Raw genomic sequence first — 12546 nt, forward strand, 5'->3', positions numbered from 1 at the left:
CTCTAATCGAAGATATGCCCTTTTGATGTGGGCATCAGGATTTACGCATGTCACAGCACCGTCTGAACCTCGCTGATTTGAAAGCCCAGAGCCCGAAGGATTTGTTGTCCTTGGCAGAAGAGCTTGAGATCGAGAACGCCTCTACGATGCGGAAAGGCGATATGATGTTCGCCATTCTCAAAGAGCGGGCAGATGAAGAATGGGTTATTGGTGGTGATGGCGTTCTGGAAGTTCTTCAGGACGGGTTTGGATTCCTGCGGTCGCCAGAGGCGAACTATCTGGCTGGTCCGGATGATATTTACGTGTCGCCAGATATGATCCGTCTGCATTCGTTGCGGACGGGTGATACGGTCGAAGGGGTGATCAAGGAACCCAATGACAACGAGCGTTACTTTGCGCTGAAGTCAGTTGAGCGGATCAACTTTGAAGACCCTGAAAAAGCCAAGCACAAGGTCGCCTTTGACAACCTGACACCGCTTTATCCTGACGAACGTCTGACGATGGAAGTCGAAGATCCGACAATCAAGGACCGATCGGCACGGATCATCGATTTGATCGCGCCAATCGGTAAGGGGCAACGTTCCTTGATCGTGGCGCCGCCACGGACAGGTAAGACCGTTCTGCTACAGAATATCGCTAATTCGATCGGGAAGAACCACCCTGAGTGTTATCTGATTGTGTTGCTGATAGATGAGCGGCCGGAAGAAGTGACGGACATGCAGCGGTCGGTGAAAGGCGAGGTCGTATCCTCGACCTTTGATGAGCCAGCATCGCGCCACGTTGCAGTATCCGAGATGGTAATCGAAAAGGCCAAGCGTCTGGTAGAGCACAAGCGCGATGTCGTGATTCTGCTGGATTCGATCACGCGTTTAGGCAGAGCGTTCAACACGACTGTGCCGTCGTCCGGCAAGGTACTGACTGGTGGTGTGGATGCTAACGCCCTGCAGCGCCCCAAGCGGTTCTTTGGTGCGGCGCGTAATATCGAAGAGGGCGGGTCTTTGACAATCATTGCCACGGCACTGATCGATACCGGATCGCGGATGGACGAAGTGATCTTTGAGGAATTCAAAGGGACCGGTAACAGCGAGATTGTTCTGGACCGCAAGGTGGCTGACAAACGTGTCTTCCCGGCGATGGATATTTTGAAGTCCGGGACACGGAAAGAAGAACTGCTGGTGGATAAGGCAGATCTTGCCAAGACCTATGTCTTGCGCCGGATCCTGAACCCTATGGGTACGACTGATGCAGTGGAGTTCCTGATCGGGAAGCTGAAGCAGACCAAGACGAACGCGGACTTCTTCGACTCGATGAACACATAACTTATTGTTATAAAACAATGGGTTAACCTATGGATACTATTTTCGCCCTCGCAACAGGACAGGGCCGTGCCGGTGTTGCTGTTGTGCGTATTTCAGGGACATCTGCTGAGCAGGCCGCTGAGCGACTTTGCAATGATGTTCCAGTCTCTCGGGGGTTGCGACAGTTGCGAGATAGCGCTGGTGAGCTTCTTGATGAGGCATTGATCCTGCGGTTTCCTGAAGGGCGGAGTTTTACAGGTGAACCCGTAGTAGAGCTTCAACTGCATGGTAGCCCGGCGGTCGTGAGCGCAGTGCTTCGGTGCTTGGGGGATATGTTCGATCTGCGACATGCCGAGGCTGGTGAGTTTACGCGGCGTGCGCTTGAAAATGGGCGTCTGAATCTTGCGGAAGTCGAAGGTCTTGCGGATCTGATTGATGCGGAAACCGAGAGCCAGCGCAAGCAAGCAGTGCGCGTTTTTTCAGGGGCACTGGGGGCATTGGCTGACAGTTGGCGAGACCGGCTGATCAGGTCTGCTGCATTGCTGGAAGCGACAATTGATTTTGCCGATGAAGAAGTACCAGTAGATGTTAGTCCAGAGGTAATCGAGCTGTTATCGCAGGTACGCCGGGAAATGACCCGTGAGGCCGACGGTGTCCGGGTGGCAGAGCGCGTGAGAGATGGCTTTGAGGTCGCGATTATAGGTGCTCCAAATGTCGGGAAGTCGACGCTGTTGAACCGTTTGGCGGGACGGGATGTTGCGATCACTTCCGAGATAGCAGGGACCACCCGTGATGTTATTGAAGTGCAGATGGATCTTGATGGTTTGCCAGTCACATTGCTTGATACGGCCGGCGTTCGGGATACGGACGACCTTGTAGAAGGGCTTGGGGTTGCGCGTGCATTGGAACGGGCGAAGCATGCTGATTTTCGTATTCATCTACTGATGGACCTTGCTGATAGACCTGATGAACTTGGCCCCGATGACCTCATCGTTCAGGCAAAGTGTGATATTTGCCAGTCAGATATCTTGGGAATTTCAGGCAAGACCGGAGATGGGATCGATCTTCTGATAGAACAGGTTAGTCAGCGGCTTCAGGAAAAGGTTGGTCAGATTGGTGTCGCGATGCGCGAAAGGCACCGAGTGGCAATGATGCGTGCATTAACATATATGGATGATGCTATGGTGGCGTTGGCCGAACCTGAGTGTATGACAGATTTAGTCGCGGAAGATTTACGTTCTGCTATTCGTGCTGTGGATAGCATCGTTGGCCGTGTTGATGTAGAACATGTGCTGGATGAGATTTTTAGCAGCTTTTGCATCGGTAAGTAGGGAGTGTTTCACGTGAAACATCAAGACTACGACGTTATCGTAATCGGGGGTGGTCACGCTGGTGCGGAGGCAGCGCATGCTGCAGCGCGTATGGGTGTGCGGACAGCCTTGATCACACTGACAAAGGATTCAATCGGTGTGATGTCCTGCAACCCTGCAATTGGCGGTCTTGGAAAAGGGCATCTTGTCCGCGAGATTGATGCGCTGGATGGCGTGATGGGGCGTGTTGCAGATAAGGCAGGGATTCAGTTCCGGCTTTTAAACCGGAAGAAAGGGCCTGCAGTTCAGGGGCCCCGAGCGCAATCTGACCGGCAGATTTATCGCAAAGAGATGCAAGGGGAACTGACTTCACTCGACAATCTTGTAATCATTGAAGGTGAAGCTGTTGATTTGCTCATGTCAGGCAACAGCGTGTGCGGGGTTGAGTTGCAGGATGGTACGAAGATAAATGCCCAGAGCGTTATTCTGACAACGGGAACATTCCTGCGCGGCATTATCCATATAGGTGATGTGTCGCGTCCCGGTGGTCGGATGGGTGATGCGCCCTCTGTAAAGATGGCGGAACGCCTGGATAGCTTTGGTTTGCCGTTAGGGCGGCTCAAGACTGGCACGCCCCCGCGTCTTGATGGCCGGACTATTGCCTGGGATAAGCTTGAAGCACAGCCAAGCGATGACGATCCGGTCCTTTTTTCATTTTTGTCTACAGGCACTTACGCGCCGCAGATTGACTGTGGAATCACACACACCAATGAGCAGACCCATGAAATTATCCGCGAGAACCTGAATCGCTCGGCGATGTATGGAGGGCAAATTGATGGTGTTGGGCCACGCTACTGCCCATCAATTGAAGACAAGATCGTGCGCTTTGCGGAGAGGACATCGCATCAGATTTTTCTGGAGCCGGAAGGGGTGTCTGACCACACGGTTTACCCGAATGGGATTTCGACATCACTGCCGCAGGGTGTGCAGGAAGCCTATGTCAAATCTATCTACGGGCTTGAAAATGCAAAGATTTTGCAGCCTGGATATGCGATTGAGTACGATTATGTCGATCCAAGGGCCTTGCGTGCGACGCTCGAACTGCGTGATGTTCCAGGACTTTATCTGGCAGGCCAAATTAATGGTACAACTGGATACGAAGAAGCAGCAGCGCAAGGTTTAGTTGCGGGCTTGAACGCCGCCTGCAAAACGAGAAAGCTCGATCCCATCATCTTCAGTCGCAGAGAATCTTACATTGGGGTGATGATCGACGATCTGATCACACGGGGTGTTTCGGAACCCTATCGCATGTTTACGTCGCGTGCAGAGTTCCGCTTGTCGCTGCGCGCTGACAACGCAGACCAGCGCTTGACGCAGCGTGGTAGAGAGTTGGGGTGTGTTGGCGAAACGCGTTGGGCACATTTCAGCGACAAGATGAACCATATAACGTGTGCAAAGGCGCGTTTGGTTGACATGACATTATCATCAAGAGAAATAGCAGAAGTTGGTGTAAAATTAAACGCAGATGGACCGCGAAGAACCGCGCTCGAAGCGCTCGCCCTGACAGACTTTGATTTTGATCATTTGGTTCAGTTGAAACAAAATGTTGATGATATTCCGCTGTCGATACAAGATCAGGTGAAAAAAGACGCGCTCTATGCGCATTACATCGCTCGGCAAGAACGCGATATCGCCGCGATGGCGCGGGATGAGAAGCAACTTATCCCTGCCGATATCGATTATTTGCAAATCAGCGGCCTCTCGAATGAGATCGCAGCAAAGCTTATCGCCTCAAGGCCGGAAAGCATTGCCCATGCAGGCCGCATAGAGGGGATGACGCCCGCTGCATTGATGCTGATTATGGGAGCAATCAAAAAGCAACAGCAGGCGACGGGAACCTGACGCATGGTATCTAATCTTGCTGGCATTGATGTTTCACGTGAAACATTAGCAGATTTAGAGGCCTTTGGTGAGCTTGTCACAAAATGGACCCCAAAGATCAACTTGATCGGTCGCAGCACCATCGATTGTATTTGGGACCGGCACGTTCTGGATTCTGTACAACTGTATAGATTTGCACCCGGGCACTATGGAAAGTGGGTTGATATTGGCAGTGGTGGTGGTTTTCCCGGAATCGTCATGGCAATTATTGCCAAAGTCGCGCAGCCGGAAGCGGAATTTATCCTGATCGAAAGCGATCAGAGAAAATCAGCCTTCTTGCGCACAGCAGCACGAGAATTCAATTTACCAGTGACAGTGATTGCACAACGGATCGAAGAAACACCCCCACAAGAAGCGGATGTTGTATCTGCCCGTGCGCTCACCGCATTATCTGGTTTGCTTTCTTTTACTCAATGTCATCTAAAGCCATCTGGATTGGCCTTATTTCATAAGGGCAGGCAGTCGCGACAAGAAGTTCTTGAGGCACGAAAGAACTGGTCGTTTGCGCTTGAAGAACACGCTAGTATCACTGATCCTAACGCTCGAATACTTGCCATCCAAAGGATAAATGCGCGTGGCTAATGATCCAAGAATTATCGCGATCGCGAACCAAAAGGGCGGTGTTGGCAAGACAACAACAACGATAAATCTCGGTGCGGCGCTGGCGGAACAGAAAAAGCGCGTTCTGCTCATTGATCTTGATCCCCAGGGAAACGCCTCCACTGGCCTGGGGATAGATCATAATAAGAGGGAATCCACCACATATGACCTTCTTGCAGGTGATGTGACCCTCGCGAAGGCAATCCAGAATACCACGGTCGATCGTCTGTCTATCGTTCCTGCGACAACAGATCTCAGTTCTGCTGATCTGCAGCTTGTCGATAACAAAAAGCGCAGTTTCCTGTTGCGTGATGTCCTTCGCGCCGATGACGTGGCTTCACTGAAGTTTGACTATATATTGATTGATTGTCCTCCTTCTCTCAATATATTGACAGTCAATGCGATGGTGGCAGCGCATTCAATTATTGTACCTTTGCAAAGCGAATTTTTCGCTCTTGAAGGCCTGTCACAGCTGATTCTCACTGTTCGCAATGTCCGCCAAACGGCCAACCCGGAACTGCGTATCGAGGGGATCGCGCTAACCATGTACGATAGCCGTAATAACCTCTCATTGCAGGTCGAGGATGACGCCCGCGAAAACATGGGTGACATGGTCTTCAAGACAGTCATTCCCCGCAATGTCCGCCTAAGTGAAGCGCCATCGTTCGCCGTGCCGGTCTTGACATACGACAGCGGCTCCAAGGGCAGTGCGGCGTATCGGGCTCTGGCTAGAGAACTTATTGAAAAGACAACGAAAAAGAGGGTTGCATAGATGACACGAACGACAAAGAAGTCACGGGGATTGGGTCGCGGCCTCTCTGCGCTCATGTCAGATGTCGCAACCGATGAGGCTGCGGAAGACAGGCCGAAACGTCCTGATCTGGTTGTCCCGATCGAGCGTGTTCAGCCCAATCCGGATCAACCCCGACGCACTTTTGCCGAAGACGCCTTGAAAGAACTTGCCGCATCTATCCAGGAAAAGGGAATCATCCAACCACTGATCGTACGTCAGTCGCCGGTCGATCAAGACAATTACGAGATTGTCGCGGGCGAACGCCGCTGGCGGGCTGCGCAAATCGCAAAATTGCACGAAATCCCGGTGTTGATTCGTGATTACAATGACACGGAAGTCCTCGAAATCGCGATCATCGAAAACATTCAACGTGCTGATCTGAACCCAGTTGATGAGGCCACAGGCTACAAGCAGTTGATGGATCGCTTTGGTCACACACAAGATAAGCTAGCTTCAGCACTTGGCAAAAGCCGAAGCCATATTGCAAACCTGCTCCGTCTGCTCAATCTGCCTGACGAGGTGCAGACCTATCTGATCAATGGCCAACTTTCGGCCGGCCATGCCCGCGCGCTTGTTGGCCATGTTCAGGCTGTCGCATTGTCGCGTGAGATTATTCAACGTAATCTGTCTGTTCGCGAAACGGAAAAACTTGCCAAGAAAGGCCCTGCTATCAAGAAGCGGTCCATCCCTGGCGCACCAGTTCCAAAAGACGCGGACACTGTCCAAATCGAGAATGAGCTTTCTGCGACACTTGGCATGAAAGTCACTATTGATCATCCCGCCGGAGCAGAAGGCGGGAAAATGGTAATTGGATATAAGTCACTTGATCAACTTGACGATCTCTTACGCGCGCTGGCTGGCGGTTAGGCACTAAGAATCTCACGCAGCACCGCATTCAGCACAGGGGAACCACGCTCCGTCAACCGTAGTAAACCATCATCAGTCTCAACAAGGCCAAGATCAGTTAAGGACTTGATTTTGCGAGAGTAAACCTCTGATTTTATTTCAGCGAAGCGCGAAAGCATAACCCCTTCACGCAAGCGCATACCCATCAATAGAAACTCCACAAACTGATCAGTGCGGTACAACTCTTCGCGGTTACTTTCTCCATTTCCTGTCTCGCGAACCTGCGAAAGCCACGCTGTTGGTGCAAGCGGTGCTTCTGTCGCATACCGCTTTCCACCCAGTGTCAAACGGCCATGGGCTCCCGGCCCAATTCCTGCATAATCGCCGTACTTCCAGTAAATCTTGTTATGGACACTCTCGCACCCCGAGCGGGCGTGATTCGATACCTCGTAAGCCGAAAACCCCGCTTCGCCACAAACATCCTGTGTCACCGCATACATATCCGCAGCGGCATCCTCATCCGGCAACCCACACAGCTTACCGGCGGCATAACGATCACCAAAAGCCGTTCCGTCCTCGATCGTCAGTTGGTACAGCGACAGGTGGTCAACAGCCAAACCAAGCGCTTGCCTTAGTTCGGCCTCCCAAGCTGCGACTGATTGATCCTGGCGTGCATAGATCAGGTCAAAACTCACCCGATCAAAAATACTCCGTGCAATATCAAAGGCTTGCATGGCCTCATTTGCATTGTGTAATCTGCCCAATGCTTTCAGATCGGCATCATTCAACGCCTGTATCCCCATTGAAACACGGTTTACACCCGCGTCACGATAGCCAGCAAACCGTTTTGCTTCCACAGATGTCGGATTCGCCTCTAATGTCACCTCGATGTTGTTTGCGATAGGCCATGTTGCACGCACCTTCGTTAAGATCGCATCAACAACATCAGGATTCATCAGGCTTGGTGTGCCGCCGCCAAAGAAAACAGACCGAAGCACCCTGCCTTCTGTCTCATACCCGATACGCTCTATCTCGCTTAGGTATGCAGTTTCCCAGGCCTTTTGATCAATCTGCGCCACAACATGGCTGTTAAAGTCGCAGTAGGGGCACTTTGCCTGACAGAACGGCCAATGAATATAAAGACCAAAACCCCCATGTTGCCAGTCTTCCATCTCAGGCAAAACATCCCGCGATCAGCTTGGCGAAAGCATCCGCCCGATGACTGATCCTGTTCTTTTCCCAGCGGTCCATTTCACCAAAAGTGATCTCATAGCCATCAGGCTGGAAAATCGGGTCATACCCATGCCCCTGATCACCGCGCATCGGCCAGACGATCTGGCCGGGCATGACGCCGGCAAACACTTCATCATGGCCATCCGGCCACGCCAGAACAAGCGTACAACAAAACCGTGCGGTCCTTGGAAAAGGGGCAGAAACAGACTCTAACGCGGCCCAACTCCGCTCCATCGCCATTTTGAAATCACGGCCGTGCGGCGTCTCGGCCCAGTCGGCTGTGTGCACACCCGGCGCACCGCCAAGGGCGTCAATCTCGATCCCGCTGTCATCAGAAAGCGCGGGCAAGCCCGTAGCCTGCGCCGCTGCGTGGGCCTTGATCCGCGCGTTTCCTGCGAAGGTGGTCTCGGTCTCCTCTGGTTCCGGCAACCCGTGATCGGCATTTGACGTCAAAGACACCCCATAGGGTTTCAAAAGATCTGCGATCTCCTCAAGTTTCCCTTGGTTATGGGTCGCAATAACCAGTTCCTTACCGTCAAACCTGCGCATCAGCTGACTGCCGCGATCTGCGCTGCAGTCAGCTCTGCCACGCCCTTTTCGGCCAGATCAAGCAAGGCATCCATCTGCCCGCGCGTATATGTGGACCCTTCCGCCGACATCTGCACCTCGATCAGCTTGCCTCCGGTCATGACAAAGTTGCCGTCAACGCCTGCTTCGCTGTCCTCCGGATAATCCAGATCCAGCACCTCTTGCCCCGCATAAACGCCGCATGAAATCGCAGCGACCGGATCAACCAGCGGGTCGCTGATGACAACACCGGCTTTCATCAATTTTTGTACAGCTAGTTTCAAGGCGACCCAGCCACCGGTGATTGAAGCACAACGGGTTCCACCATCGGCCTGAATCACATCACAATCCACCACAATCTGCCGCTCACCCAATGCCACACGATCCACACCGGCCCGCAGTGATCTACCAATCAGGCGCTGTATCTCCTGTGTGCGGCCCGATTGCCCATTCTTGGCTTCGCGGCGCATCCGGGTGTTTGTCGCTCGCGGTAGCATGCCATATTCAGCCGTAACCCAGCCCAGCCCGGAATTCTTCAAGAACGGTGGTACCCGTTCATCGATTGTCGCCGTACACAGCACATGGGTATTCCCGCATCTAATCAGGCAAGAGCCCTCGGCATGCATCGTTACGCCGGTCTCAATCGAGATTTCGCGCATTTCGTTCGTCTGACGGCCTGATGGACGCATTGGGTCACTCCTATCGGTTGCAACGTGGGGATACGCTGCCCACATATGAAATCCAACCCCGATTGACGACCGTGCAAACTTCGTTTTAATTGCCTAGCCTTCAACCGAGGATGCTATGACGCAACAACCGCCCAATATCGAAGACATGAACGAGCGTTCGCGCGAAGTGTTTCGGCGTGTCGTCGAAGGCTATCTTGAAAGCGGCGCGCCTGTCGGGTCTCGGACACTGACGCGCGACTTCTCGGAAAAGGTAAGCGCAGCCACCATTCGCAACGTCATGCAAGATCTCGAGTTTCTGGGACTATTGGGCAGCCCCCACGTGAGCGCCGGACGCATCCCGACACAGTTGGGCCTCCGTTTGTTCGTTGATGGATTACTTGAGGTGGGCGACCTTGATGGCGAAGACCAGCTCAAAATCGATCGCACGATGACAACGAACGATCAGGACGTCACCTCCATGCTTGATCAGGTCGGTCAGGCGCTTTCGGGCGTGACGCACGGCGCAAGTCTTGTCCTGACACCGAAGCACGAAGCGCCCATCAAACACATCGAATTCGTTTCGCTGTCGCAGGATCGCGCGCTTGTCGTGCTGGTGTTTGGGGATGGTCACGTCGAAAACCGCGTTTTCACGCCACCACCGGGGCAAACCCCGTCCTCCATGCGCGAGGCGGCAAACTTTCTGAATGCGATTGCCACCGGTCACACGCTGTCTGAACTCGGTGCCGTCATCTCACGCGAAATTGCGGCCCGCAGACAAGAGATTGATCAACTTGCAGCGGCCTTGGTCGAAAATGGCGTCGCACTTTGGGAAAACGAAGGTGAAGCCACTGAACGCCTGATCGTGCGTGGCCGTGGCAACCTCCTTGGAGACAACGAAAACGAAGCTGACCTTGCCCGTATTCGTACGCTGTTCGATGACCTTGAGCGCAAGCGCGATATTGCGCAATTCCTCGATCTGGCCGAGGAAGGCGAAGGCGTGCGCATTTTTATTGGCTCAGAGAACAAATTGTTCTCTTTATCGGGTTCATCTCTTGTCATTTCTCCTTATATGAACGCCGACCGAAAGATAATTGGCGCCGTTGGCGTAATTGGGCCAACACGGCTGAATTACGGGCGCATCGTGCCGATTGTGAATTACACCGCTCAGTTGGTTGGCAAGATGATCGCTGACCGCTCTTAAAGGGAAAAAATAATGTCTGAAAAAGACGAAGAACTGCAAAGTCTTGATGAACTTGCCGCCGAAGGCGACGAAATGGATTTTGATTCGGCGGCTGCCAGCTTTGACGAAATCGAGGCATTGCGCGCCGAGCGGGATGAATACCGCGACAAATTCATGCGCGCCCTCGCGGATACCGAAAACCTGCGCAAGCGGGCAGATCGTGATCGCCGTGAGGCCGAGGACTATGGCGGTTCCAAACTGGCCCGCGATATCCTGCCTGTCTACGACAACCTGCGCCGTGCGCTGCAATCCGCAGCAGAAGCTGAGCGGGACGTAAACAAGGCGCTTCTTGAAGGTGTCGAACTGACGATGCGCGAATTGATCAGCGTGTTTAAAAAACATGGAATCGACCCTATTACACCGGAAGTCGGTGATAAATTCGATCCCAAACTGCATCAGGCCATGTTCGAGGCGCCACTCCCCGGCACCAAAGCAGGCGAGATTATTCAGGTCGCCGCCGAAGGGTTCATGCTCCACGACCGTCTGCTGCGCCCTGCACAAGTCGGTGTTTCATCGACACCGGCGTCTTAGGCCGGGTGAAACCCAAGTCTACAATTTGGACCGTAGCTCATAAATCAAATCAAGCGCATCCCGTGGGCTCAGCTCATCGGGATGTATTTGCTTCAACCGCGCCTCAACCTCTGACGGTTCAGCAGGTACCCTGATTGGTGGTGGTGTCGCTGCAAACAAAGGCAAATCATCAATAATCGCCTTTCGTGCCCCGCCGCCCTCGCGCTCGCCCTTTTCCAGCGCTTCCAAAACGACCTTCGCCCGCTCGACAACAACGGTCGGAAGCCCAGCCAGACGCGCAACCTGCACCCCGTAGCTGCGGTCAGCCGTCCCGCGCTTGACCTCATGCAGGAAAATCACGTCGCCATTCCACTCTTTGACGGCCACTGTCGCGTTATCCACCCCGTCAAGCTTGGCCGATAGCGCGGACATCTCGTGATAATGCGTGGCAAACAGCGCACGACACCGGTTCACATCGTGCAAATGTTCCAAGGTGGCCCATGCAATTGACAACCCGTCATAAGTTGCTGTTCCGCGTCCGATTTCATCAAGAATAACAAGCGCACGGTCATCGGCCTGATTCAGGATCGCCGCCGTTTCCACCATTTCGACCATAAAGGTCGATCGTCCGCGTGCGAGGTCATCTGATGCACCTACGCGGCTGAAAATCTGGCTGACCACACCGATATGCGCGTTGCTGGCAGGAACAAAGCTTCCCATTTGCGCCAAGATCGCCAGCAGGGCATTCTGGCGCAGAAACGTCGATTTGCCCGCCATGTTCGGGCCGGTCAGCAACCAGATCGGTGTAGCTGTCAAGCCACAGTCATTGGCGATGAACGGCGTGCCGTCCTTTTGCAGCGCCGTCTCGACCACCGGATGCCGCCCGCCGCTGATGTCAAACGCGCGGCTGTCGTCCACCTTGGGCCGAACCCAGTTTTCCGTTGCTCCCAGATGCGTAAGTGCGGCCATCAAATCAATCTCTGACAGTGCGCGTGCCAGCGCGCCAAGCGGGCCGGCCTGTGCAATAATGTCCGCGGTTAGGCTGGAATAGAGTCTTTTTTCTATCTCAAGTGCCCGCCCGCCAGCATTCAGAATACGGGTCTCGATCTCGGATAACTCAACGGTTGTGAACCGCACCTGATTGGCCGTTGTCTGACGATGAATAAAGGTTTCATTCAAAGGCGCCGCCATCATCCGCTGGGCATGTGTTGCGGTTGTTTCGATGAAATATCCCAAGACATTGTTGTGCTTGATCTTGAGCGACGAAATACCCGACTTCTCGATATACTCGGCCTGCATGCCCGCAATAACAGAGCGGCCTTCATCACGCAGCGTCCGCACTTCATCAAGTTCTGCATCATAACCCGGTGCAATAAACCCGCCATCCCTGATTAGAATGGGCGGATCTGCCACCAGTGCCTCATCCAGCACGCTCAACATGGCATCATGACCCGTCAGACCCTCTGCGGCATCCGCCAGAATCTGCGGCATATCCGCTGGCAAGTGCTCTGCAAGCTGCGTTGCCTGCCCGATCGTGTTG

General features: G+C 53.5%; 12 protein-coding genes. 8 read left to right on the forward strand and 4 right to left on the reverse strand.

All coding sequences use genetic code 11. The features are described from left to right. Nucleotides 1-47: 47 nt before the first annotated feature. Genes rho through R6T97_RS01380 form a run of 6 tightly spaced genes read left to right on the forward strand, consistent with a single transcriptional unit; the run spans nt 48 to nt 6809 of the window. Nucleotides 48-1319 carry a transcription termination factor Rho gene (gene rho, locus R6T97_RS01355; protein WP_410347516.1) on the forward strand — a complete coding sequence of 424 codons (1272 nt, stop codon included), beginning with the start codon at nt 48-50 and terminating at the stop codon, nt 1317-1319. A 29-nt stretch (nt 1320-1348) separates the two neighbouring features. Beyond that, nucleotides 1349-2629 (forward strand): tRNA uridine-5-carboxymethylaminomethyl(34) synthesis GTPase MnmE, encoded by a 1281-nt coding sequence (gene mnmE / locus R6T97_RS01360; RefSeq protein WP_410347517.1) that lies wholly within the window; start codon nt 1349-1351, stop codon nt 2627-2629. A 3-nt stretch (nt 2630-2632) separates the two neighbouring features. After that, a complete protein-coding gene (gene mnmG / locus R6T97_RS01365; protein ID WP_410347518.1) occupies nt 2633-4510 on the forward strand; it encodes a tRNA uridine-5-carboxymethylaminomethyl(34) synthesis enzyme MnmG in 1878 nt (625 codons plus the stop codon). A gap of 3 nt (nt 4511-4513) precedes the next feature. Continuing rightward, nucleotides 4514-5131, forward strand: a complete 618-nt coding sequence (gene rsmG, locus R6T97_RS01370) for a 16S rRNA (guanine(527)-N(7))-methyltransferase RsmG (protein WP_410347519.1) — start codon at nt 4514-4516, stop codon at nt 5129-5131. Further along, on the forward strand, nt 5118-5921 hold the full coding sequence (locus R6T97_RS01375; protein WP_410347520.1) for a ParA family protein: 804 nt from the start codon (nt 5118-5120) through the stop codon (nt 5919-5921). Before rsmG ends, R6T97_RS01375 begins: the two co-directional genes overlap by 14 nt. Beyond that, nucleotides 5922-6809 carry a ParB/RepB/Spo0J family partition protein gene (locus tag R6T97_RS01380; RefSeq protein ID WP_410347521.1) on the forward strand — a complete coding sequence of 296 codons (888 nt, stop codon included), beginning with the start codon at nt 5922-5924 and terminating at the stop codon, nt 6807-6809. On the opposite strand, the gene hemW is transcribed toward R6T97_RS01380, so the two are convergent. The 3 genes from hemW to rph are packed head-to-tail and all read right to left on the reverse strand — an operon-like array spanning nt 6806 to nt 9277. Then, nucleotides 6806-7960: a radical SAM family heme chaperone HemW gene (gene hemW / locus R6T97_RS01385; RefSeq protein ID WP_410347522.1), complete on the reverse strand. Its 1155-nt coding sequence runs from the start codon at nt 7958-7960 to the stop codon at nt 6806-6808. The genes R6T97_RS01380 and hemW overlap by 4 nt on opposite strands. Nucleotide 7961: 1 nt before the next feature. Continuing rightward, the gene (rdgB, locus tag R6T97_RS01390) at nt 7962-8570 is read right to left on the reverse strand and encodes an RdgB/HAM1 family non-canonical purine NTP pyrophosphatase (protein WP_410347523.1); all 609 of its coding nucleotides are present in this window, start codon (nt 8568-8570) and stop codon (nt 7962-7964) included. Next, nucleotides 8570-9277, reverse strand: a complete 708-nt coding sequence (rph, locus tag R6T97_RS01395; RefSeq protein ID WP_410347524.1) for a ribonuclease PH — start codon at nt 9275-9277, stop codon at nt 8570-8572. Before rph ends, rdgB begins: the two co-directional genes overlap by 1 nt. A 115-nt stretch (nt 9278-9392) precedes the next feature. Here rph and hrcA point away from each other — a divergent pair, with 115 nt between their 5' ends. Beyond that, the gene (hrcA, locus tag R6T97_RS01400) at nt 9393-10457 is read left to right on the forward strand and encodes a heat-inducible transcriptional repressor HrcA (RefSeq protein ID WP_410347525.1); all 1065 of its coding nucleotides are present in this window, start codon (nt 9393-9395) and stop codon (nt 10455-10457) included. Nucleotides 10458-10469: 12 nt separating this feature from the next. After that, a complete protein-coding gene (locus tag R6T97_RS01405; protein WP_410347526.1) occupies nt 10470-11027 on the forward strand; it encodes a nucleotide exchange factor GrpE in 558 nt (185 codons plus the stop codon). An 18-nt stretch (nt 11028-11045) separates the two neighbouring features. Here the strand turns inward: R6T97_RS01405 and mutS are convergent. Beyond that, nucleotides 11046-12546, reverse strand: a 1501-nt coding sequence (gene mutS, locus R6T97_RS01410) for a DNA mismatch repair protein MutS (protein ID WP_410347527.1), incomplete at its 5' end; no start/stop codon positions are given.

This window comes from Yoonia sp. (genome assembly GCF_046498525.1).
GTDB lineage: Bacteria > Pseudomonadota > Alphaproteobacteria > Rhodobacterales > Rhodobacteraceae > Yoonia.

Excerpts from the sequence above, each read along its gene's own strand:
- rho (WP_410347516.1), top strand. The coding sequence starts at position 48 with ATGTCACAGCACCGTCTGAACCTCGCTGATTTGAAAGCCCAGAGCCCG.
- mnmE (WP_410347517.1), top strand. The coding sequence starts at position 1,349 with ATGGATACTATTTTCGCCCTCGCAACAGGACAGGGCCGTGCCGGTGTT.
- rsmG (WP_410347519.1), top strand. The coding sequence starts at position 4,514 with ATGGTATCTAATCTTGCTGGCATTGATGTTTCACGTGAAACATTAGCA.
- R6T97_RS01375 (WP_410347520.1), top strand. The coding sequence starts at position 5,118 with ATGCGCGTGGCTAATGATCCAAGAATTATCGCGATCGCGAACCAAAAG.
- R6T97_RS01380 (WP_410347521.1), top strand. The coding sequence starts at position 5,922 with ATGACACGAACGACAAAGAAGTCACGGGGATTGGGTCGCGGCCTCTCT.
- hemW (WP_410347522.1), bottom strand. The coding sequence starts at position 7,960 with ATGGAAGACTGGCAACATGGGGGTTTTGGTCTTTATATTCATTGGCCG.
- rdgB (WP_410347523.1), bottom strand. The coding sequence starts at position 8,570 with ATGCGCAGGTTTGACGGTAAGGAACTGGTTATTGCGACCCATAACCAA.
- rph (WP_410347524.1), bottom strand. The coding sequence starts at position 9,277 with ATGCGTCCATCAGGCCGTCAGACGAACGAAATGCGCGAAATCTCGATT.
- hrcA (WP_410347525.1), top strand. The coding sequence starts at position 9,393 with ATGACGCAACAACCGCCCAATATCGAAGACATGAACGAGCGTTCGCGC.
- R6T97_RS01405 (WP_410347526.1), top strand. The coding sequence starts at position 10,470 with ATGTCTGAAAAAGACGAAGAACTGCAAAGTCTTGATGAACTTGCCGCC.